Origin of the sequence: Thioclava nitratireducens (assembly GCF_001940525.2) — a bacterium.
GTDB lineage: Bacteria > Pseudomonadota > Alphaproteobacteria > Rhodobacterales > Rhodobacteraceae > Thioclava > Thioclava nitratireducens.
Genome location: NZ_CP019437.1, coordinates 1118966 through 1140485 on the forward strand (window position 1 = coordinate 1118966; position 21520 = coordinate 1140485).

Sequence of the window (21520 nt, forward strand, 5' to 3'; positions counted from 1 at the left end):
ATTACCACTCCGCGAAGCTGCCATCGGCATGGCGCCAGATCGGGTTGCGCCAGCGGTGACCTTCCGCAGCCGCCTGACGGACTTTCTCCTCGTTGACCTCGACGCCTAGGCCGGGCCCCTGCGGGATCGCGACGAAGCCGTCGTCATATTCGAAGACCGACGGGTTGCTCAGATAGTCGAGCAGGTCGGAACCCTTGTTGTAATGGATGCCCAGCGACTGCTCCTGAATGAAGGCGTTGTAGCAGACCGCATCGAGCTGCAGGTTCGCCGCCAGTGCGATCGGCCCCAGCGGGCAGTGCAGCGCCAAGGCCACGTCATGGGCCTCGGCCATCGCCGCGATGCGGTAAGTCTCGGTGATGCCGCCGGAATGACTGGGATCCGGCTGGACGATATCGACGTAACCGCCCTGCAGGATCGATTTGAAATCCCAGCGGGTATAGAGCCGCTCACCCAGTGCGATCGGGGTCGAGCAATGGTTCGCGATCTCGCGCAGCGCCTCGGCGTTTTCGCTCAGCACCGGTTCCTCGATGAACATCAGGTTGAAGGGCTCGAGTTCTTTCGCGAGCTGCTTGGCCATCGGGCGATGGACGCGACCGTGGAAGTCGACGCCGATGCCGAAATCGGGGCCCATTTCCTCGCGGATCGCCTGCACGCGTTCCAGCACGGCGTCGATCTTGTCGTGGGAATCGATGAATTGCAGTTCCTCGGTGCCGTTCATCTTCACCGCAGTGAAACCCCGGTCGCCGCATTCGCGCGCCATCCGCGCCGTGTCGCCCGGACGGTCGCCGCCGATCCAGCTATAGACCCGGATGCGGTCGCGCTGCTGGCCGCCCAGAAGCGAATGGACAGGCACGCCTAGCGCCTTGCCCTTGATGTCCCACAGCGCCTGATCGAGCCCGGCGATGGCCGACATGTGGATGCCGCCGCCGCGATAGAAGCCGCCGCGATACATGACCGTCCAGTGGTCCTGAATATGGCCGGGGTCTTTCCCGATCAGGTAGTCCGAGAGTTCCTCGACGCAGGCAGCGACAGAGGCCGCGCGGCCCTCCAGCACCGGCTCGCCCCAGCCGGAGATGCCCTCGTCGGTGGAAATTTTCACGAAACACCAGCGCGGCGGCACGATGAAGGTTTCGATGGCGGTAATTTTCATATCGGTCCTCGGGGTTGGTCGGCGCGATCAGGCGTCGAAAGGTTCGGTGATCGCGAAACGTGCGTTGATGAAGGCGTCCGCGACAAGGCGCATCGGCGCGAGGTCGAGATCACTCTGCCCGGCGCGCACCAGATCGCGCATCCGGGCGTATAGGTTGGCGTATTCGCGGTTCTCGCCCGTGGCGATTACCTCGCCATCGGTGCTGAACTCCGCGCCGCCCTTGTCGAGCGTTGCTGCGCCTCGGTCGGTCTGAAGGGTGATGCGCCACAGCTCGTCACCCGTTTCCCGCCAGTCGAACGCGGCGCTGATCGGGGTCTCTCCCGCGCACATTTCCAGATCGGCGGCGATCGGGGTCTGGCGGCCCTGCGGGATGCTCAGCGCTGCCGCCGTCAGCCGCACCGGCTGGCGCAGGACCCGAGTCAGGATCGAGAGTGCGTTGATGCCGGGATCGAAGACGCCGAGCCCGCCGGGTTGCCAGATCCACTCCTGCCCGGGATGCCATTTGCGCACGTCTTCGCGCCAGTCGATATGGATGGCGGAAATCTCCAGCCCCGCGAGCCATTGGCGTGCCGCCTCCACGGCTGCCGCCTCGCGCGAATGCCATGTGGCGAAGATCGTCAGCCCCGCCTTGGCGGCGGTCTCGCGCAGCGCCTCGACCTCGCTCAGCGTCATGCCCGGCGGCTTTTCGAGCATCAGGTGACGGCCCGCGCGCAGCACCGCCATCGCCTGATCGAACCGCCCCTGCGGCGGGGTGCAGAGCGAGACGGCGCCGATCTCGGGCTCGGCGTCGAGCATCGTGCGCAGGTCGGGATAGCTCGGTAGGTCGGGCAGGGTGGCATTGCGGCTCGCGATGGCGGCGAGATGCACGCCTTCGGTCTCCGCAATCGCGGGAAGGTGCTGGGCGCGGGCGATCGCTCCCAGCCCCACAAGGCCGACGGCAAGGCTCATCCGCGCACCCGTGCGCCTGTGCTGGTGTCGAACACATAGACCGAGACCGGATCGAAGCTGATCCCGGTCTTGCCACCGACCGCGCCGTGGAGACGCTGATCGGTCTCGACCACGACGCGCTCGCCTGTCACGCCGTCCAAGTGCGCGTAGCTCACGCCGCCAAGGTTCTCGGCCATCTCGATGGTGAAATTGCCATCCGTGCCGCTCAGGCGGAGCGCGTTGGGGCGGATGCCGATCTCCAGCTTCGTGCCATCCGCGGGCAAGGCGACGGGACTGTCGATGCGCTGCCCCAGAGCGGGCACGTCGAGCTGACCGTCTACCACGGTCGCGGCGAGGAAGTTCATCGAAGGCGAACCCATGAAGCCCGCGACGAAGCGATTGTCGGGGTCGTCGTAAAGCTCCATCGGGCTTCCGACCTGTTCGATATTGCCGGCCCGCAGCACGACGATCTTGTCGGCCATCGTCATCGCCTCGACCTGATCGTGGGTGACGTAGATCATCGTCGCCCCGATCTCGCGGTGCAGACGCGCGATCTCAGCGCGCATCTCGACGCGCAACTCGGCGTCGAGGTTCGACAGCGGCTCGTCGAAGAGAAAAACGTCCGGGCCGCGGGTGATCGCGCGGCCGATGGCCACGCGCTGGCGCTGACCGCCAGAAAGCGCAGCGGGCTTGCGGTCCAGAAGCGGCTCCAGTTTCAGGATACGCGCGGCTTCCTGCACTTTCTCGGAGATTTCAGACTTGGGATGGCCGTTCATCTTCAGCCCGAAGCCCATGTTCTCGCCCACCGTCATATGCGGGTAGAGCGCGTAGGTCTGAAACACCATCGCGATGCCGCGTTCGGCGGGTTCGGCTTTCGTGACTTCGCGGCCGCCAATGCTGATCGCACCGTCCGAGGTCTCCTCCAACCCCGCGATCATCCGCAAAAGCGTTGACTTGCCACAACCGGACGGCCCGACGAAGACACAGAATTCCCCCGGTTCGACCGTCAGGTCGACGCCGTGGATCACCTCCGCATCGCCAAACCGTTTGACGATCTTCTCCAATGCGACTCCGCTCACGGGGTCTCCTCCCTGTTTTTGCGCACCGGGGTTCAGTCGGCGCGTTTCTGTTCCGGAAAGCGCCAGTGGCTGGCCGCTTTCGCGATCTTCTCCGCCGTCTCGAGGATCAGCGGGGCGTAGGTTTCGAGTTGTCTTTGACCGTCGGGCTGGGCCGAGGTGATCGAGAGCGCGCCCAGGACGCGGCCCTGAGGCGACAGGATCGGGGCGGCGATGCAGCGGATGCCGGGTTCATGCTCCTCGTCATCCCAGGCAAAACCGCGTTTGCGGATGGTCTCCAGCTCCGCGCGCAGGCTGGTCACGTCGGTCAGGGTATGTTCCGTGAAGCGATGGAAGCTCTGCCGCGTCAGCGCATTCTGCAGCGCGTCCTCGGGGAGATAGGCGAGCATCGCCTTGCCCACTCCGGTGCAATAGGCGGGGCCGACCTTGCCCGATTGCGAGAACATCTCGACCGGGCGCGAGGCGTTTCGCTTGTCGACATAGAGTACCATGCCCTGATCGAGCTGAGCGAGGTGGAGCGTCTGGCCGGTCTCCTTCGACAGTTGGTCGAGATAGGGTGCCGCGATCGGCGCGAGCGAGCTTTGCGCCCAGGCGGCATGGGCGAGGCGCACGAGACGCAAGCCCGGCGTATAGGTCTGACGGTCCTCGTCGAGCGACAGCATCCCCTGGTTCGTGAGCGTTTGCAGGAAGCGATACAGCGTCGCCTTGGGCAGATCGCAGACCGGTAGCAGCTCGGCGAAGCGCACGGGACGGCCGAATTCCGCGACGCGGTCGAGCACGGCCAGCGTGCGTCCGACCGTGCCGTCCGATTTCTCCGGCTTTGGCGTGGCGTCGTTCATGGGCTCCTCCTCAGGACTGTTGACAGGATGAGAGATTCGCGGCAGCATTTCAATATGTAAAACACGGTTCCATTATTTGAAACTAAAATCGTTGGGCCGTGGGCTACTGAAACGGGAGGAGAACCGAATGAATATCCTGAAAACCACTGCGCTCGTGGCGCTGATGGGGTCGATCGCCATTCCGGCAATGGCCGAACAGCGCGTGCTCAAGCTTTTCACCGATGCGTCCGATCCGGCGCCGAAGGCCGCCTTCGAGCAGCTCGTGAAAGGCTTCGAGGCCGAAAACCCTGATGTGAAGGTCGAGGTGAACACCTTCGATCACGAAGGCTACAAGACCGCGATCCGCAACTTCCTGACCGCCGACAGTCCCGATCTGGCGAACTGGTATGCGGGCAATCGCATGGCGCCCTTTGTCAATGCCGGCCAATTCACCGATGTGTCCGATGTCTGGGAGGAGAACGGGCTCAAGGACAGCCTCGGCTCGGCGCTCAAGTCGATGACCATTGACGGCAAGCAATGGGGCGTGCCCTACACCTACTACCAGTGGGGCATCTACTATAACAAAGACCTGTACAAGAAGGCCGGGGTGGACGTGCCCAAGACCTGGGACGAGTTCATCTCGAACTGCAAGAAGTTCAAGGAGATGGGCGTCGACTGCCTGACCACGGGCACCAAGGCGCTGTGGCCGGCGGCAGGGATCTTCGACTATCTCGACCTGCGCACCAATGGCTACGACTTCCACATGAAGCTCACCGGCGGCGAAATCCCGTGGACCGACGACCGCGTGAGAGCTGTCTTCGCAGAGTGGAAGAAGGTTCTGCCCTACACCACCAAGAACGTCGCCGCGATCGATTGGCAGGATGCTGTGTCGAACATCGTTCAGGGCAAGGCTGCGAATTACGTCATGGGCAACTTCGCCGTCGCCACCTTCAAGGATGGCGGGATGACCAATGACACGCTTGGCTTCATGGACTTCCCGACGATCAACCCGGATATTCCGCGTGCCGAAGAAGCGCCGACCGATACGATCCATATCCCGGCAGGCGCGAAGAACAAGGAAGACGCCAAGAAGTTCCTCGCCTATGTCGCGAAGGCCGACGTGCAGACCAAGATGAACGAGACCCTCGGTCAGTTGCCGATCAACAAGAACTCCTCGGTTGGCGACGATCCCTTCCTGCAAGCGGGCTTCAAGATCCTGTCCACGGCCGACGGCGGTATCGCGCAGTTCTTCGATCGTGACGCACCGGCACAGATGGCGAAGGCGGGCATGGAAGGCTTCCAGGAATTCATGGCCTATCCCGATCATCTCGACGCGATCCTCGACCGGCTCGAGAAGGTGCGTCAGCGCGTCTACAAGAACTGATCCTCCCCGAGGGCGGCGTCTGTAACAGGGCGCCGCCCCTTCCTGTTTTTCCAGATCCGAGGAGTGCGACGATGACCGTCTCACCCGCAATGTCCGAGCCGCACGCGGAGACGGGTACGCCCGCACCGCGCCGCCGCCGGTTGAACCGCAAGCTCGCGCCCTGGCTGTTTCTCGCCCCCGGCGCGCTGATGTTCCTGATCTACGTGTTGATCCCGATCGTGGAATCGATGTGGATTTCTTTCTTTCAATGGGACGGGCTGAGCGCGAAGACGTGGGTCGGTCTGTCGAACTATCTCGAACTGCTCGATGACGACGCCTTCTATACCAGCCTCAAGAACAACGTGATCTGGCTGGTGCTCTATATGCTGGCGATCCCGTTCGGGCTGTTCATCGCGCTTTTCCTGAACCAGACCGTGCGCGGCATCCGGATCTACAAATCGCTGTTCTTCTTTCCCTTCGTGATCTCTCAGGTTGTGGTCGGCCTGATCTTCTCGTGGTTCTACGCACCGGGCTTCGGACTGTTCTTCGAACTGACGAAATGGCTCGACGGGACCGGGATCGCGATCCTCGCCAATCCCAACACGGTGACCTACGGGATCATCGCCGCCGGTCTGTGGCCACAGATCGCCTACTGCATGATCCTCTACCTGACCGGTTTGAACGCGGTCGCGCCCGACCAGATCGAAGCGGCGCGTCTCGACGGGGCTAAGGGCATCAAGATGCTCTGGTATGTCGTGCTGCCGCAACTGCGCCCGGCTACCTTCATCGCGGTCGTCGTCACCGTGATCGGTGCGCTGCGCAGCTTCGATCTCGTGTCGATCATGACCGATGGCGGGCCCTTCGGATCCTCGCGGGTGCTGTCTTACTACATGTACGAGCAGGCGCTGTCGGAATACGGCTATCGCATGGGCTATGGCGCGGCGATCGCGGTGGTGCTGTTCGCGATCATGATGATCTTCATTTCGGGCTTCATCTGGAAGATGTGGCGCGACGAAAGGGGGCTGTGAGATGTTTCCCAAACCCATTCAATCCATGAGCCCCGCCGCGCGACTGACCTATCAGGTCTTGCTGCCGGTGATGCTGGTGCTCTGGCTGTTGCCGCTTCTGGGCGTCGCCGTCACCTCGATCCGTCCGTCGAGCGATCTCGCGCAGGGCAACTACTTCGGGGTGCCGTCCTATCTGGCCTTCTCGAACTATCTCGACGTGTTCAAGAATTCGCCCTTCGCCAGCTACATGCTGAACTCTTTCAAGGTGACGATCCCGACGGTGATCGGGGCGGTGGCGCTGTCCTGCCTGACGGGCTTTGCGCTCGCCGTCTACAAGTTCAAGGGCAACCTGCTGATCTTCTTCATCTTCGTGGCAGGGAACTTCGTGCCCTTCCAGATCCTGATGGTGCCGGTGCGCGACCTGACAGTGAAGATGGGGCTCTATGACACGATCACCGGGCTCGCACTGTTCCATGTCGCCTTCCAGACCGGGTTCTGCACGCTCTTCATGCGCAACTTCATCAAGGCGCTCCCGAAAGAGCTGATCGAAGCCGCCCGGGTAGAGGGCGTGGGCGAATGGCAGATCTTTTGGCATATCGTGCTGCCACTGGTGCGACCCGCGATCGCGGCGCTGTCGGTGCTGATCTTCACCTTCATCTGGAACGACTATTTCTGGGCGACGGTGCTTACCACGGGGGCGGATACCCAGCCGATCACCGCGGGGCTGCAATCGCTCAACGGTCAATGGGTTGCGGCGTGGCAACTGGTGTCGGCAGGCTCGATCCTCGCCGCTCTGCCCCCCGTGGCGATGTTCTTCCTGATGCAGAAACACTTCATCGCAGGGCTGACGCTCGGGGCGGTGAAATGATCCGCGCATGGCATTTGCAGGACACCCGCCAAAGCCTCGTTCTGGCGAGTCACGACGAGAGGCTTCCCGAGATCGTCTATTGGGGCGCGGCGCTGCCCGAGGGGGAAGACCTCGCGGGCTTGGCCGTCGCGAGCGTGCCGGATGTCACCGGCGGGATGCTCGATCGCGCACCAGAGGTCTCGATCTGCCCCGAGGCCAGCGAGAGCTTCCCCGGAGAGCCCGGCCTGATCGCGCGCGACGGGGCGGGGCAGCCGTTGCGCCCCGCCTTCCGGTTCGAGAGCGAGACACAGACTGGCCGCGAACTGAGGCTTACCTATCGCGATGCGGCGCTTGGGCTGCGCTATAGCGCGCAATTCACGCTCGACCCCGACACCGGTCTGATCGCGGCGCGCGCAGAGCTGGAGAGCGATGAGCCGATTACGCTTCATTGGCTCGCCGCCCCGGTGTTTCCCGGCCCGCAGCTGGCCGACGAGATGCTTGAAGTCTCGGGGCGCTGGATCGGTGAATTCCAGATCGAGGCGACGCCGTGGCGCCCCGGTCAGCGCGTGCGCGACAACCATACGGGCCGTACCGGGCACGAGCATTTCCCCGGGTTGATCCTGCCTGCGCGCGGCGCCACCAAGACGCAAGGCGAAACCCGCGGCTTCCATTACGGCTGGTCGGGCGGGCATCGGATGGTGGCCGAAGAGCTTCCTGACGGACGCAGGCAAATCCAGTTCGGTCATGCGAGCGGCTCCGAGCCGGAACCGGCGACGCGGTTCGAGACCGCGACGCTTTATGCCGCTTTCTCGGAGGCGGGCTCGAATGGCTGCGCGGTGGCCTTCCAGCGCCATCTGCGCAAACACGCCCCTTGGGCCAAGGCGCGCCCGGTGCATTACAACTGCTGGGAAGCGGTCTATTTCAAGCACGATCTGGCCGAGCTGAAATCTATCGCAGAGCGCGCCGCCGCACTTGGTGCGGAACGCTTCGTGCTGGATGACGGCTGGTTCGGCAAGCGCGACGACGACACCAGTTCACTGGGCGACTGGGCGGTCGATCCGCGCAAATATCCCGACGGGCTGACGCCGCTGGTCGATCATGTCCAAAGCCTCGGGATGGAATTCGGCCTCTGGTTCGAGCCCGAGATGGTCAATCGCGACAGCGATCTGGCGCGGGCCCATCCCGACTGGCTGCTGGGCCCGGACGATCAGATCGAGGGTCGTCAGCAGCGCGTACTCGACATGGCGAACCCGGCGGTGCGCGACCACCTCTTTGCCGCGATCGACGCGGTGCTCTCGGCCTATGAAATCGCTTACGTCAAATGGGACCATAACCGCGTGCTGCCGTATCCCGACGCAGCGCAGGCGCGGGGCCTCTACAATCTGCTCGACCGGCTGCGCGCGGCCCATCCAGATGTGGAGTTCGAAAGCTGCGCCTCGGGCGGCGGGCGGATCGATTTCGGCATTCTCGAACGCACCGGCCGCGTGTGGCTCTCCGACAGCAACGATGCGCTGGAGCGGCTGCGGATCCAGCATGATGCCGCGCTGTTCCTGCCTGCTTGCGTCACCGGCTCTCACGTCGGCCCGCGCCATTGCCACACCTCGGGCCGGGTGATCGATATTCGCACACGCGCCTGGGTCGCGGCGCAACGTCATATGGGATTCGAGATGGACCCGCGCGAGCTGACCGCGGAGGAGGCCGAGGTGCTGACCTCCGTCACGCGCTGGTGGAAGGACAACCGCGACTGGCGGATGCGGGCGGATATCCTGCGGCTCGACAGCGCCGACCCGGCCGTGATCGCCGAGTTGCAGCTGGCCGAGGATGGTAGCCGTTTCGTGGCCTTCGCAGGTCAGGCGGCGACTTCCTCGCAGATCCTGCCGCGCCCCTTGCGACTGACGGGGCTGGACCCCGCAGCGCGCTATCGGTTGCGGCTGATTACGGCAGAAAACCTGCCCCGGTTGTCGCGTGGGATCCCCGCGCTTAAGACCGGACCGGTTACGCTCAGTGGGCAAGCGCTGATGGGGCAGGGGCTCACACTGCCCTGGACCTTCCCCGAGCGCATCCATGTGATTGAAGGAGAAAGACTATGAGTGACGCGGCTCCCGACTGGATCGCCGCCGATTGGGGCACGACGCATCTGCGTGTCTGGGCGATGCGCGGGCGCGAAGTGCTCGACCGACGGAGTTCCGAGCAGGGGATGGGCAAGCTCGCCCCCGCCGAGTTCGGACCGGTGCTGGAAGAGGCCGTTGCAGGCTGGGGCGCGGCTCCGGTCGTGACCTGTGGCATGGTCGGCTCGCGTCAGGGCTGGGCCGAGGCGCCCTATGCGCCGGTGCCCTGCGCCGCCCAGCCGCGTCTCGTGCGGGTGCCCGATCATGCGGCGCGCCCGGTCTATATCGCCTGCGGCCTGCGGCAAGACAGCCCGCCCGACGTGATGCGCGGCGAGGAGACCCAGATCGCTGGCTTCCTGCTGCGCAATCCCGGCTTCGAGGGCACTATCTGCCTGCCGGGCACCCATACGAAATGGGTGGCCCTGCGCGCGGGTCGGATCGAGCGGTTCCGCAGCTGTATGACCGGTGAGATCTACGACCTGCTCGCCCATCGCTCCGTGCTGCGCCACACGATCGGTAAGGGCTGTCAGGACATGGCAGCGTTCGACGCGGCGGTATCCGAGGCGCAGGCCGATCCTGCGGGCGCCTATGGGGCGCTGTTCGCGCTGCGGGCCGGGGCGCTTCTGGGCGCGCAATCGCCCGAAACCGCCGCCTGCCGCCTCTCGGGGCTGTTGATCGGTTGGGAACTGGCCGCCGCGCGCGATCTCTGGCAGGGTCAGCCCGTCGCATTGATCGGAAGCCCCGTTCTCAGCCCGCTCTATACCCGGGCGCTGGCAGGTCGCGGCATTGATGCGACCAGCCAAGACGCCGAAGACGTGACCCTCGCGGGGCTCTATGCCGCGCGCCAGACCATCGGAGCCGAAACATGAGCCGACCCATCATCGCCATCCTGCGCGGGATCACTCCCGCCGAAGCCATCCCCGTCTGCGAGGCGTTGATCGCCGAGGGCGTCACCCGGATCGAGGTGCCGTTGAACTCCCCCGACCCGCTCGACAGCATCGCCGCGATGGTGGAGCGCTTCGGCTCGGACGCGCTGATCGGGGCGGGGACGGTGCTGACCACGGATCAGGTCGGAGCTGTCGCCGCGACCGGCGCGAAGCTGATCGTCTCGCCCAATTGCAACACCGACGTGATTGCCGCTTCCAAAGCCGCCGGTCTGCAGAGCTTTCCCGGCGTGATGACCCCGACCGAGGCCTTCGCGGCGCTCGCCGCAGGAGCGGACGGGCTCAAGCTGTTCCCGGGCGAGCTGATCGGCCCCGTGGGCTTGCGCGCAATGCGCGCGGTGCTGCCGCCCGAAGTGCCGCTCTTCGCGGTGGGCGGCGTCTCCGCCGAGAACATGGGCGAGTGGCATAAGGCCGGCGCTGCGGGCTTCGGCATCGGCTCGTCGCTCTACAAACCCGGCGACAGCGTGGATACCGTAGCCGGAAAGGCCCGCGCGCTGGTCGCCCGCTATGACGAGGTCTGCACGGCATGAGCTACGAGATTTACGACGACCGCAACTGCTTTCTCGGCGAGGGCGCGCTCTGGCATCCCGAACGCGGCCAGCTGTTCTGGTTCGACATCCTCGCAGGGCGGCTGCTCAGCCGCGACGCGAGCGGGCCCCGCGAATGGAACATTGGGCAGATGGCCTCTGCAGCGGGTTGGGTCGATGCCGACACGCTGGTGATCTCCACCGAAACCGGGCTGCGCCGTTTCGACATTGCCTCGGGTGCGCATGAGCCGCTCGTCGCGATCGAGGCCGACCGCGACGTCACCCGCTGCAACGATGGCCGCGCGGATCCGATGGGGGGATTCTGGGCCTCCACCATGGGCAGAAACGCGGAGACCGGCGCAGGTGCGATCTATCGCTATTTCGAGGGCACGGTGGAGCGGCTTTTCCCCGAAATCTCGATCCCCAATTCGATCTGTTTCGCCCCCGATGGAAGGCGCGCCTATTTCTCCGACACGCCGAAAGGCAAAATCATGACGGTCGCGCTGGATGCGCAAGGCTGGCCAGAGGGCGCGCCGGAGATTTTCGTCGATCTGAGCGCGGATGGGCTGAACCCCGACGGCGGGCTGACGGATGCCGAGGGCGCGCTCTGGAGTGCGCAATGGGGTTCGGGGCGGGTCGCGCGCTACCTGCCCGACGGGCGGTTCGACCGGGCGATCGAAGTCGGCGGGCGGCACAGTTCCTGTCCGGCTTTCGGCGGGCCGGAGTTCAAGACGCTTTTTGTCACCACGGCGAAGGAAGGGATCGAGGAACCCGATGCCGCGCAGGGCCGGGTCTATTGCGCCCCCGCCGGAGTCGCTGGGCGGCCCGAGCCCGCGGTGCGCCTGCCCGGGTGATCGCGACGCTCCTGCCGCGCGAATCTCGTCGGCCGCGGGAGACGAGATAGCCGTTCAGGCGCCGGAAACTTTCTCTGCATAAAGGGCCGCGACGGATGCGTCGCGGCCCTGAATTTGAGGTTGAACGTGTTTTCGTGGCGGATCAGTCGAGCTTGAAGATCGCCACGACATCGCCGCGCGGGAAGCCGAGCTGGAAGTTGCCGCCGGCTGCGACCGCGACATATTGCTCGCCGTCGACCTGATAGGTGATCGGCGGTGCGTTGACGCCGGCACCAAGATTGAAGCTCCAGAGCTTCTCACCCGATTTCGCATTGAAGGCGTCGAACATGCCGTTGCCCTCGCCGGTGAAGACCAAGTTCCCGGCCGTCGCTAGCACGCCGCCGATCATCGGCTGCGGCGCGTCGTAGCTCCACTCGACCTTGCCGGTGTTGACGTTCACCGCGTCGAGCACGCCGGTCTGCATCGCCTCGTCGCCCTTGACGTTCTTGAACGTACTGCCCAGCCGAAGCGTACCCGGCAGCGTCGTCGTTTCGCCATCGGTCGTGAAGTTCATCAACTGGTTCATTTCCATGACGTAGAACAGGTTGGTCTCCGGCGAGTAGGCCGGCGGCGACCATTCCGCGCCGCCATTGGCGCCCGGCAGAATCTTAACCCCGTCCTTGGTCGGCGGCGTGAACATGTTGTCCGACATCTTCACGAGCGGGTCCGACTTGCGGATCAGATCGCCGGTTTCGCGGTTCACCACATAGAGCCAGCCGACCTTGCCGGCCTCGCCCGCAGCGGGAACGACGTTGCCGTTGGAGTCCTTGGCGTCGAAGAGCACGACATTGCTGACGGCGTCGTAATCCCAGACGTCGTGCTTGACCTCCTGATAGTGCCATTTGCGCTTGCCGGTATCGGAATCGAGCGCGACGATCGAGTCGGTATAGAGGTTGTCGCCTTTGCGGCTAGAGCCGTCGAGGTCGGGGTTCGGATTGCCGGTGCTGAAGATCACCATGTTTCGCTCCGGATCGATTGCGGGGGTCGTCCAGACCATGCCGCCACCGGACTTCCACGAGTCGCCCTCGAACGTGTCGGGATCCGTCGCGTGCCAGCGCCACACTTCCTCGCCCGACTTCGCATCGATCGCGGCGACGAAGCCGCGGATCGGCCATTCGCCGCCGGAACTGCCGACGATCACCTTGCCGTCATAGATTTGCGGCGCCATCGTTTCCGAGAACCCCGCTTGCGGGTCTGCGAGATTGGTCTTCCACACCTTTTTGCCTGTCTTGGCGTCGAGCGCGAGAAGATTGGCGTCGAGCGTCGCAATGTAGACCTTACCGTAACCCACGGCCACGCCCCGGTTTACCGGGCCGCAGCAGGTCTTGACCTGCGAGACGTCATAGGTCGTGCTCCAATACGTCTCGCCGGTTGCGGCATCGACGGCCATGACCGTCATCTCGTTATCGACCATCGGTGTCGAGATATACATCACGCCATCGACGACGATCGGCGTGGTCTCGAAGCTGGCGACCTTTCCGGTCTGCACCAAGGCAACCGGGTGCAGTTTGTCGATATTGTCCGTCGTGATCTGGTCGAGTGGCGAATAGCGCTGGTTGCTGTAGCTCCGGCCATGCAGCAACCAATCGGACTTGTTGTCCTTGGCGGATCGCATCGCGTTGTCGTCGACAGCGACATTCGCCGAAGCGGGAAGCTCCTTCATCTGGGCGCGGTTCGTGTCGCTCGTGCCCTGGATCTCGTCACTCTGCTTCGCGTGCGCAAGTGCCGGCAGGGCCGCCACGCATACGGACAGGATCAGAGGTCGGACGGCGCCTCGCGAGGTCGCGGTGAATGGTGGCAAATGTGCCATGTTCGGTCCTCCTCTCTTGAAATGATCAGCCGCGGCGGTCGGGTCAGTCGCAGGATGACTGCGACGAGTCCGGCAACGGCTGCAGGTCCATCGCATCGATCGCTTTCTGGTCGATCGCGCTGTCCCCGGGTTTGAAACCGTTCTTGCAAAGCAGATAGGCGAATGTCTGGAGATACTGCTTGTCGGTCAGCTCGCCCGGGTCATCCTTGGGCATGTGCTTCGCGATGAAGTCGTATAGTTGCTTGCCGGTCATGCCGCTGTAATCGAGGCTGTCGGCGAATTTCTTGCCCGCCAGTGCCGGGCCTGCATCCCCCATCAGATCGCTGCCATGACAATCGGCGCAGTGCTTCTTGTACACGTCGTGGCCTGACGATGCCTGCTTGGATGTGAAAAGGGCCTGCTGGTCCGAAGAGCCCGGGTAGGCTGCGCTCGCGCAGAGGACAAGGGCGGTAACGAGGCCGGTCAGGGCCGTTCCGGAATGCGTGTCTAGACGTCTCATGCTAAAAAACCTCGCTCAATAATGCTGGGACGGAGCGGTGGGGGATATGGTTCCCCAACGGATGCAAGGTGCCTTTGTTCCATTCTGCTTTGCGGGCATCAGGCAGACGGGGCTGCACCGAGCATGTTTCGGATGGGAAAGCGGATCCGAAAACGACGCCGGTATCTTCGCTCTTTTCCGGCCTGACATATGACGGCGACCAGAATGGTTCCGCCGTTCAAGGATATGCGCTGGATGCTGATCGCGGCGAAGCTGTGGGCGCCTCGTCTGACCCGGCTTGACGGGCGGCGCGAAGGCTGTCACCTCTCGGAGCGAAGCGACAGGGGCGCTCGGGCAACCGGGCTGAGACGAACCCTTAGAACCTGAACCGGATAATGCCGGCGGAGGGAGGCGCGTGAGACGGTCAGGCGCGTTCCCGCCTTTGCCCCCTCGCACTTCTCCTGATGCCCGCAGCCAAGGAGAGAGCGATGGAAGATCCCGGACAATATCTCGCGGCGATGCGGCAGACCGCGCCGCTCGTTCACAACATCACCAATTACGTCGCGATGAACGTGATGGCGAATGTTCTGCTCGCCTCCGGCGCCTCGCCCGCGATGGTGCATGCGCGCGAGGAGGCGGCCGAGTTCGCCGGACTCGCGCAGGCGCTCAGCATCAATATCGGCACGGTGTCGCCGCCCTGGGCGGAGGCGATGGCGGCGGCGGCCAAGGTCGCGAGCGCGCAGGGAACCCCGTGGGTGCTAGACCCTGTCGCGGTCGGCGCGACGGATTATCGGCGTGCGCTCGGTGCGCGGCTCGTGGAACTGCGCCCGACGGCAATCCGCGGCAACGCGTCGGAGATCCTTGCGCTTGCGGGCGAGGCTGGCGCGGGGAAAGGGGCGGATTCCACTGAGAGTGTCGAGACCGCGGAAGGCGCCGCGCGGGCCTTGGCCCGGATGAGCGGGGCCGTAATTGCGGTGACCGGCGCGGTCGATTTTGTGACGGATGGGGAGCGCGCTGCGCGGGTCGCCAATGGCCATGCGATGATGCCGCGCGTGACCGCTCTGGGCTGTTCGCTGACTGGTCTGGTGGCTGCGTTTCTCGCAGGACAGCCTCGCTTCGAGGCGGTCGTCGCGGCGCTGGCTTATTTTGGGCTCGCCGGGGAGAGCGCCGGGGCGAGTGCCTCAGGCCCGGGAAGTTTTCAGGTCGCGTTCCTCGATGCGCTCTATGCGATCGACGCCGAGGCGCTGAGCGCCGGAGCTCGGATCGAATCCGCATGATGATCCCGTCCATCTGTTTCGTCACCGACCCGGCCGCCCCGCAGCCGGTGCTCGCGCAAGCCGTGGCCGCGGCACGGGGCGGTGCAGGCTGGGTGCAGCTGCGCGACAAGGTGCTCCCCGATGCAGAATTCGCCGCGCTGGCCCGGACGCTGGTCGAAGCGCTTGCCCCCTATGACGTGCCGCTGATCGTGAACGATAGGGTCGCGGTGGCCATCGAGATTGGGGCCGCCGGGCTGCATATCGGCCAGAGCGATGGCGACCCCGCCGCGATCCGCCGCCGGATCGGGCCCGACATGCTCCTAGGCCTCTCGATCGAGACCGAGGCGCAGATCGCCGCCGTTCCTCCCGGCATCGATTATCTCGGCGTCGGTCCGATCCATGCGACCGGCTCGAAGCCCGACCATGCCGCCCCGATCGGCCATTCAGGCTTTGCCCGGATCGTCTCGCGCACCGATCTTCCCTGCCTCGCGATCGGCGGGATCACTGCCACTGACGCGCCCGCAATCCGCGCGGCGGGCGGTGCCGGTCTCGCGGTGATTTCTGCCATCTCGCGTGCCCCTGACATGGCGCGCGCCACCCGAACCCTGCGCAACGCATGGAGCGACACATGATTCCCAATATTCTCACCATCGCGGGTTCCGACCCATCGGGCGGGGCGGGCATTCAGGCCGATATCAAGGCCATCTCCGCCAATGGTGGCTACGCGATGAGCGTGATTACCGCGCTGACCGCCCAGAACACGCGCGGCGTGCAGGCGGTGAGCCTGTGCGACACGGCGCTGATCGCAACTCAGTTGGCATCGCTGCGCGAAGACGTTCGTATCGACGCGATCAAGATCGGAATGCTGGGCGATGCCGCGATCATCGAGACTGTGGCCGAGAGGCTGACCGGGCTCGACTGTCCGGTAGTGCTCGATCCGGTGATGGTCGCGAAAGGCGGCGATCGGCTGCTGGCAGAGGCGGCGGTGACCGCGCTGCACAGCCTGCTGCCCCGGGCCGATCTGATCACGCCGAACCTGCCCGAGGCCGCCGATCTGCTGGGCTGCGCCGAGGCGACGAGCTTCGACCAGATGCGTGATCAGGCCCATGCGCTGCGCGAGATCGGGCCGCGCGCGGTGCTGCTGAAGGGCGGTCATCTGCAAGGCGACCAAAGCCCGGATCTGCTGGTCACGGCGCAGGAAGAGCTCTGGCTTGACGCACCGCGCATCGCGACGCGCAACACGCACGGGACGGGCTGTACCCTGTCATCGGCGCTGGCGACATGGCTCGGGGCAGGGGTGCCGCTCGCGGAGGCCACCCAGCGGGCGAAGGCGTATCTGAGCGCGGCGATTGCGGCAGCTGATCGGCTGACTGTCGGGTCGGGGCACGGGCCGGTGCACCATTTCCACGCATTCCAGGAGAAGAAGAAATGAGCTTCGCCCAAGACCTAGCGCAGGCGACCGCGCCGCTGCGCCGCCAGATTCATGACATGCCTTTCAATCGCGAACTGGCAGAGGGAAGCCTCGATCGGGAAACCTTTCAGGGCTACATCATTCAGGACGCACATTACCTTGAAGGCTTCGCCCGCGCGCTCGCGCTGGCCGCCGCCAAAGCCCCAGATGCGCCGACCGTGGCCCAGCTTGCGGGATCGGCGGCTGGAGCGATCGCCGTCGAGCGGGAATTGCACGCGCATTACATGGGGCTGTTCGGCGTCTCGGCGGAAGATTTCGCGCGGATCGAGCCTTCGGCGGCCTGCGATCATTATGTCTCTTTTCTGCTGCGCAGCGCTGCGATCGGCGATTTTTCCGAAGCGGTGGCGGCCTTGCTGCCATGTTTCTGGATCTATCGCGATATCGGTCGGGAGATCGCGCAGGTCAGCGGCGCTGAAAATCCCTATGCGGCCTGGATCGCGACCTATTCCGGAGAGGCGTTCGATCAGAGCGTGACGCGGATGCTCGAGTTGACGGACAGGCTGGGCGCGATTGCAGACGCGCCCGTGCGAGCCCTGATGCACCGCGCCTTCGCGCGGAGTTGCTGGCATGAATGGCGGTTCTGGGACAGCGCCTATCGCGGCGAAAGCTGGCAGCAGCCTGCCGCTTGAGGCGCGAACCGAAAGGGGGCGCCTTCGTCGGCTTCCGGTCCTTGCCGCTCGCCGGTGTCGCGCGCCTCGATCGCCTGTCGGGCGTCGATGGCGGGGCCGGATTTCCGAGGCTCAGGATTTGTGCTCGTCGTTTTCCTCGCTGGTTTCCCCGTCGGTTTCCTCGACGGCTACGGTCTCGTTGTAGTCATTGGGATCGAAATCTTCGGGGTCGAAGGCCTCCTCCTCCTCGGAGATGCCGGTCACGTAGGAGGTTCCGGTCTCCTCATCGAAGATCAGGCCGTAATTCGCACGTCCCTTCGATTTGTAACGCAGGAACTCGTGCACGCCTGCGTAAATGGCGATGAACACGAACGGCAGAAGGATCAGGGCAGCAAGTAACTGGGCGTTGATAGCGGACCTCGTTCAGGCTGTTTGGCAAAGGCGGATTGTCTGCGGCGCCTTGGGTCAATCTAGCAGCATGTTGGCCTAATCCGGATGTGGATCCGACAATTTGGCCACTCGATGCGAACGTCATTTCGAAAATAATCTGGTCTATCGCGGGACGACGTCAAGAGTTGGCGCGGGTTGGGCGCCGGCACGAAGTCTCTTAGCCGGGGCGTTCGACCGGCTGCGACCTGCCCATGCTCGACATGGTATCTGGCATGCGTTCGGCCTGTCGCCCCGGAGTTTTCAGCAGCGCGCGCCCGGATTCTCCGGCTGGACTGCAATGCGCAGGCCGCCTCCCGGCAGCGGGGGGAACTGGTTGTCGGAAAGTGTCAGATCCTGCTCGGGGACCGTCCAATCGAGCTTGCGCAGCTGCATGACGGCTTCGGTCAGCAGCTCCATCGTGAGCCATTCGCCCGGGCAGCGATGATTTTGCAGATAGTCGCCGCCGCCCTGCGGCACGAGCCCCTCGGGTTGGATGTCACGGCCCAGATGGCGTTCGGCGCGGAAGCGTTCCGCGTCCTCCCAAATGTCAGGGTCGTGGTTGGTGCCGTAGAGATCGAGGACCAGCCAATCGCCGGGTTCGAACCGGGCGCCGTGCCAGTCGAACGCCTCGCGCACGCGCCCGCCGATCGCCGGGAAGAACGGGTAGAGCCTGCGCACCTCCTCGGCGATCGCGCGGCAGGTCGGCTCGTCGTCTTCCGCAACGGCCGGGATGGCTGCGCGGTGGGAGTGCAGAGCGTGGGCGGCGAACACGAAATAGCGCCCGACCGCCACGATCGGACGCAGTATGTTCAGGAGTTCCTTCACGGCCACGTCTTCGCTCATCCGGCTGCCGTCCAGATCGGTGTGGAAGGCGAGCTTGGCCAAGGTGCTTCCGGCAGGTCCGTCCGCTTCGCGGGTCTGCGAAATCAGGCTGCGCGCCCAACGCTCGCACCGCGCCCGGAGCCAGCGTGCCTGTAGATAGGCAGGCCCGAGCGTGCCGGCCGCGGCGAACATCGTGCTGAGTTCGCGCGCGCGGCTGGCAACGTCGTGCTGTGACGGGTCGATGCCGCACCAGCGCAGCGCCGTTCGCGTCATGATGCCGTCGACGGCATCAGAGAAGTCGATCTCGCAGCCTTGCCAACTGCGGGCCGCAGCCTGCCATTCCTCTGCGAAAATCCGGCGGGCCGCGCGCAGTCGGTCGCGGTCCATGAGGTCCAGAAACATCTGCTTGCGGATGTGATGGGCTTCGTCGTCGAGGCTTTGCACGCTGCCCTTGCCTTGAAGAAGCGGCACCACGGTGGGCGGCATCGCACCGCGACGCGTCATCCGTCCCGGCTCATAGAAGCTGCGTACCGCGTCGCGTCCGCGCAGGAAGGTCACGGGGCGCAGCATCAGCCGGGTTCGGAACGCATCGCTCCCAAGTTGATCGCAACGGCGGGAAATGAACGAATAGCCCTCGCTGAGGAAGGCCCGGGTGCTGTCGATCCCCGAGAGATGTGGAATGGATTGGGAATTCTGCATTTGCCTTGCCTCGCTATGGGCCTGATTGGTTGCTGGTGCTAGGGGCACGACGCCGATGCGGGCTGCGCCAAGCCCGCCGCAGGTGGCATCACGGGCGTCTGCCTTCGTCGTCTGCGCTTCGGCCGGACGGATCACCCATTGCCGCGGCGGTGGCGCCGCGCGAGCGTCGCGATCTGCTGGAACTCCTCGGCAATGCTTAGCGGAAGCGCGTCGGTCGCGTCCGGGTCCGCGCCGGGATCTTCCTGACCGTCATGCATGACTTCGCGTTCGCCGATCCACGCCATGACGGTCTCGCGCGACTCTGCGGGCAGTTCCGACACCAGCCGTGCCAGAACGCGGCGTTGCGCGATCAAACGAGCCTCCAGCGTGACCAATGTTTCTTCGAGATAGGTATTTGGCATCTGGTCGCTCTCTTCGCGGGGTCCCGGCGGGTTGGCGCCGGGACCCCGATTTTAGGTGAATTGAAGTCAATAATTCGCGGGCGGATCGCTTGCCGGGAAACTTTCATCCATTTCCTCGTCGACCCGGTCCCAGTTCCGAGGTGGGTTTCGCATCTGCGAGGGACCTGCGGGACGGACGCCCTGTGCCGAGGTGCCGCGCCGTTGGTTGATGAGATACCCCAAGGCACCGAGGGCTGAGGCTGCAAAGAGCAGTCTGGTCAACATGGTAGGCCTCCTTTGGTCAAAGTGAGACCCCCGCGTGGGACCCGTGCAGTGCTCCGCGCGAGGGTCGTCATGCTTACCCGAAAAACGAACCCCGCCAGCCTTTGTTCCATGGCGCGAACCATCGTGAATCTGGCGGAACAAACCGTGCGCGGCTGGCGTGCGCGCAGGAACAAGCGGGATGCTCACTCGTTGATCCGTTCCATAGCCATGGAGGAGATCATGACCGAGAATGGCGATGACAAAGACGTCAGAGACGTCCATGTGGTGCGCTCTGACCTTGCGGCGCCGAGCCGACCGGACGGGTATCACGGCGTCGAGCAACCGATCATGCCCGACCTGCCGGAGCAACCCGCGGAGATCGTCCCCGACGACGAACTGGCGTCCGCCGTGCGGAGCGCGCTCGAAGGCGACGGACGAGTCGACATGAGCCATGTCCTGATCGTCGCGGAAGAAGGGGTGGTGACGCTCGAAGGCACGATCAGGCTGGAATTCCAGCGCACGCTCGCAGAAGCGCTTGCACAGGAAGTGCGTGGTGTTCTGCTGGTCCGCAATCAGCTCGGCGTAGGGCCCGCGTGATGTGCTCGGACGCCTGACCGCCGAAAAGTCGAGCGAACGAAAATTCGCGCGGGCCGCAGCTTCTGCTGGCGGCCCGCGTCTTTAAATCAGATCATCGGCATGCCGCCGGTGACGGCCACCGTCGCGCCTGACGTGTAGCTCGAGCGCGGATCGGCAAGCATCACGTAGGCGGAGGCCAGCTCCGCCGGTTGCGCGGGGCGGCCCATCGGCTTGTCCTCGCCGAAATGCGCGACCGAGTCCTCCGGCAGCGTCGAGGGGATCAGCGGTGTCCAGACCGGCCCCGGTGCGACGCAATTCACGCGGATCCCGCGCTCTGCCACCATCTGTGCCAGCCCGGTGGTGAAGTTCTGGATCGCACCCTTGGTCGCCGCGTAAGCCAGCAGACCGGGATTGGGTTTGTCCGAGTTGATCGAGGCCGTGTTGATGATCGCGCCGTTCTTCTCCATCACCGGGAGCGCCGCCTTGCACAGGTAGAACATCGAATGAATGTTGGTGCGGAAGGTCGTTTCCCATTCTTCATCGGAGATGTCCTCGATCTCGTCGAAATGCATCTGGTGCGCCGCGTTGTTGACGAGAATGTCGAGACGCCCGAAGGCTTCATGCGTATCGCGCACCAATGCGCGACAGTGATCGGCGTCCTGAATGTCGCCGGGCATCACATACGCGCGGCGGCCTGCCTCTTCGACAAGCCGGCGCGTTTCCTCGGCCTCGTCATGCTCTTCGAGATAGGAAATCATCACGTCGGCCCCTTCGCGGGCATAGGCCAGGGCCACGGCGCGACCGATGCCGCTGTCTGCGCCCGTCACAAGGGCGGCCATCCCGTCGAGCCTGCCCGACCCGACATAGCTCTGCTCGCCATGATCGGGGCGCGGGTCCATCTTCTCCGTCGAACCGGGAACGGATTGCGGTTGCTTGGGGAAGGGAGGTTTGGGGTAATTCATTGCCGGGCTCCTTTCTGGATGGGTCTGAACGCACCAACCGGATGCGCGCTGCTATGTTCCTGTGTTTCTTCATGGGGCGCCGCGGCCCTCTCCTCACAGGCTCTT

At 64.6% G+C, this 21520-nt stretch carries 23 protein-coding genes and 1 riboswitch; of the genes, 12 read left to right on the forward strand and 11 right to left on the reverse strand.

Annotation, left to right across the window (positions count from 1 at the left end; all coding sequences use genetic code 11):
• Position 1 precedes the first annotated feature (1 nt).
• Genes dgoD through BMG03_RS05570 form a run of 4 tightly spaced genes read right to left on the reverse strand, consistent with a single transcriptional unit; the run spans position 2 to position 3992 of the window.
• Positions 2–1150, reverse strand: a complete 1149-nt coding sequence (dgoD, locus tag BMG03_RS05555) for a galactonate dehydratase (protein WP_075776402.1) — start codon at positions 1148–1150, stop codon at positions 2–4.
• A 27-nt stretch (positions 1151–1177) separates the two neighbouring features.
• Complete coding sequence (locus BMG03_RS05560) at positions 1178–2098, reverse strand: Gfo/Idh/MocA family protein (protein ID WP_075776401.1); 921 nt, start codon at positions 2096–2098, stop codon at positions 1178–1180.
• Positions 2095–3156 carry an ABC transporter ATP-binding protein gene (locus BMG03_RS05565; protein WP_075776400.1) on the reverse strand — a complete coding sequence of 354 codons (1062 nt, stop codon included), beginning with the start codon at positions 3154–3156 and terminating at the stop codon, positions 2095–2097. The genes BMG03_RS05560 and BMG03_RS05565 overlap by 4 nt, the downstream gene beginning before the upstream one ends.
• A gap of 32 nt (positions 3157–3188) precedes the next feature.
• Positions 3189–3992, reverse strand: a complete 804-nt coding sequence (locus tag BMG03_RS05570) for an IclR family transcriptional regulator (RefSeq protein ID WP_075776399.1) — start codon at positions 3990–3992, stop codon at positions 3189–3191.
• A gap of 127 nt (positions 3993–4119) precedes the next feature.
• Between BMG03_RS05570 and BMG03_RS05575 the strand changes: the two genes are divergently transcribed.
• The 7 genes from BMG03_RS05575 to BMG03_RS05605 all read left to right on the forward strand — a co-directional run bounded on the left by BMG03_RS05575 (position 4120) and on the right by BMG03_RS05605 (position 11621).
• A complete protein-coding gene (locus BMG03_RS05575) occupies positions 4120–5355 on the forward strand; it encodes an ABC transporter substrate-binding protein (protein WP_075776398.1) in 1236 nt (411 codons plus the stop codon).
• Between the two features lie 89 nt (positions 5356–5444).
• Positions 5445–6362, forward strand: coding sequence for a carbohydrate ABC transporter permease (locus tag BMG03_RS05580; protein WP_075776448.1), 918 nt, complete (start codon positions 5445–5447; stop codon positions 6360–6362).
• 1 nt (position 6363) lies between these two features.
• Positions 6364–7209, forward strand: coding sequence for a carbohydrate ABC transporter permease (locus BMG03_RS05585; RefSeq protein WP_075776397.1), 846 nt, complete (start codon positions 6364–6366; stop codon positions 7207–7209).
• Positions 7206–9278 (forward strand): alpha-galactosidase, encoded by a 2073-nt coding sequence (locus BMG03_RS05590; protein ID WP_075776396.1) that lies wholly within the window; start codon positions 7206–7208, stop codon positions 9276–9278. The genes BMG03_RS05585 and BMG03_RS05590 overlap by 4 nt, the downstream gene beginning before the upstream one ends.
• Positions 9275–10165 carry a 2-dehydro-3-deoxygalactonokinase gene (locus BMG03_RS05595; RefSeq protein WP_075776395.1) on the forward strand — a complete coding sequence of 297 codons (891 nt, stop codon included), beginning with the start codon at positions 9275–9277 and terminating at the stop codon, positions 10163–10165. The genes BMG03_RS05590 and BMG03_RS05595 overlap by 4 nt, the downstream gene beginning before the upstream one ends.
• Positions 10162–10770: a 2-dehydro-3-deoxy-6-phosphogalactonate aldolase gene (locus BMG03_RS05600; protein WP_075776394.1), complete on the forward strand. Its 609-nt coding sequence runs from the start codon at positions 10162–10164 to the stop codon at positions 10768–10770. Before BMG03_RS05595 ends, BMG03_RS05600 begins: the two co-directional genes overlap by 4 nt.
• A complete protein-coding gene (locus tag BMG03_RS05605) occupies positions 10767–11621 on the forward strand; it encodes an SMP-30/gluconolactonase/LRE family protein (RefSeq protein ID WP_075776393.1) in 855 nt (284 codons plus the stop codon). The genes BMG03_RS05600 and BMG03_RS05605 overlap by 4 nt, the downstream gene beginning before the upstream one ends.
• A 142-nt stretch (positions 11622–11763) precedes the next feature.
• Here the strand turns inward: BMG03_RS05605 and BMG03_RS05610 are convergent, their stop codons facing one another.
• Both BMG03_RS05610 and BMG03_RS05615 read right to left on the reverse strand, forming a co-directional pair.
• On the reverse strand, positions 11764–13470 hold the full coding sequence (locus tag BMG03_RS05610; protein ID WP_075776392.1) for a pyrroloquinoline quinone-dependent dehydrogenase: 1707 nt from the start codon (positions 13468–13470) through the stop codon (positions 11764–11766).
• Between the two features lie 43 nt (positions 13471–13513).
• Positions 13514–13969, reverse strand: a complete 456-nt coding sequence (locus BMG03_RS05615) for a c-type cytochrome (RefSeq protein WP_077701130.1) — start codon at positions 13967–13969, stop codon at positions 13514–13516.
• A 311-nt stretch (positions 13970–14280) separates the two neighbouring features.
• Positions 14281–14375, forward strand: a riboswitch (TPP riboswitch).
• Positions 14376–14436: 61 nt separating this feature from the next.
• On the opposite strand from BMG03_RS05615, the gene thiM reads away from it, so the two are divergent.
• The 4 genes from thiM to tenA are packed head-to-tail and all read left to right on the forward strand — an operon-like array spanning position 14437 to position 17304.
• Positions 14437–15225 carry a hydroxyethylthiazole kinase gene (gene thiM, locus BMG03_RS05620; protein WP_075776390.1) on the forward strand — a complete coding sequence of 263 codons (789 nt, stop codon included), beginning with the start codon at positions 14437–14439 and terminating at the stop codon, positions 15223–15225.
• Positions 15225–15836 (forward strand): thiamine phosphate synthase, encoded by a 612-nt coding sequence (gene thiE, locus BMG03_RS05625; RefSeq protein WP_075776447.1) that lies wholly within the window; start codon positions 15225–15227, stop codon positions 15834–15836. The genes thiM and thiE overlap by 1 nt, the downstream gene beginning before the upstream one ends.
• Positions 15833–16636 carry a bifunctional hydroxymethylpyrimidine kinase/phosphomethylpyrimidine kinase gene (thiD, locus tag BMG03_RS05630; protein ID WP_075776389.1) on the forward strand — a complete coding sequence of 268 codons (804 nt, stop codon included), beginning with the start codon at positions 15833–15835 and terminating at the stop codon, positions 16634–16636. Before thiE ends, thiD begins: the two co-directional genes overlap by 4 nt.
• Positions 16633–17304, forward strand: a complete 672-nt coding sequence (tenA, locus tag BMG03_RS05635) for a thiaminase II (RefSeq protein ID WP_075776388.1) — start codon at positions 16633–16635, stop codon at positions 17302–17304. The genes thiD and tenA overlap by 4 nt, the downstream gene beginning before the upstream one ends.
• Positions 17305–17415: 111 nt before the next feature.
• Here tenA and BMG03_RS05640 read toward each other — a convergent pair whose 3' ends face one another.
• The 4 genes from BMG03_RS05640 to BMG03_RS05655 all read right to left on the reverse strand — a co-directional run bounded on the left by BMG03_RS05640 (position 17416) and on the right by BMG03_RS05655 (position 19898).
• Positions 17416–17652 carry a hypothetical protein gene (locus BMG03_RS05640; RefSeq protein WP_341865726.1) on the reverse strand — a complete coding sequence of 79 codons (237 nt, stop codon included), beginning with the start codon at positions 17650–17652 and terminating at the stop codon, positions 17416–17418.
• A gap of 321 nt (positions 17653–17973) precedes the next feature.
• Positions 17974–19233, reverse strand: a complete 1260-nt coding sequence (locus tag BMG03_RS05645) for a cytochrome P450 (protein ID WP_075776386.1) — start codon at positions 19231–19233, stop codon at positions 17974–17976.
• 131 nt (positions 19234–19364) lie between these two features.
• Entirely contained in the window at positions 19365–19634 is a 270-nt protein-coding gene (locus BMG03_RS05650) for a hypothetical protein (protein WP_075776385.1), read from the reverse strand.
• Positions 19635–19700: 66 nt separating this feature from the next.
• Entirely contained in the window at positions 19701–19898 is a 198-nt protein-coding gene (locus BMG03_RS05655; RefSeq protein ID WP_075776384.1) for a hypothetical protein, read from the reverse strand.
• A 219-nt stretch (positions 19899–20117) separates the two neighbouring features.
• Here BMG03_RS05655 and BMG03_RS05660 point away from each other — a divergent pair, with 219 nt between their 5' ends.
• On the forward strand, positions 20118–20474 hold the full coding sequence (locus tag BMG03_RS05660) for a BON domain-containing protein (RefSeq protein WP_157771561.1): 357 nt from the start codon (positions 20118–20120) through the stop codon (positions 20472–20474).
• An 86-nt stretch (positions 20475–20560) separates the two neighbouring features.
• Here BMG03_RS05660 and BMG03_RS05665 read toward each other — a convergent pair whose 3' ends face one another.
• The gene (locus tag BMG03_RS05665; RefSeq protein WP_075776382.1) at positions 20561–21415 is read right to left on the reverse strand and encodes an SDR family oxidoreductase; all 855 of its coding nucleotides are present in this window, start codon (positions 21413–21415) and stop codon (positions 20561–20563) included.
• Positions 21416–21520 lie beyond the last annotated feature (105 nt).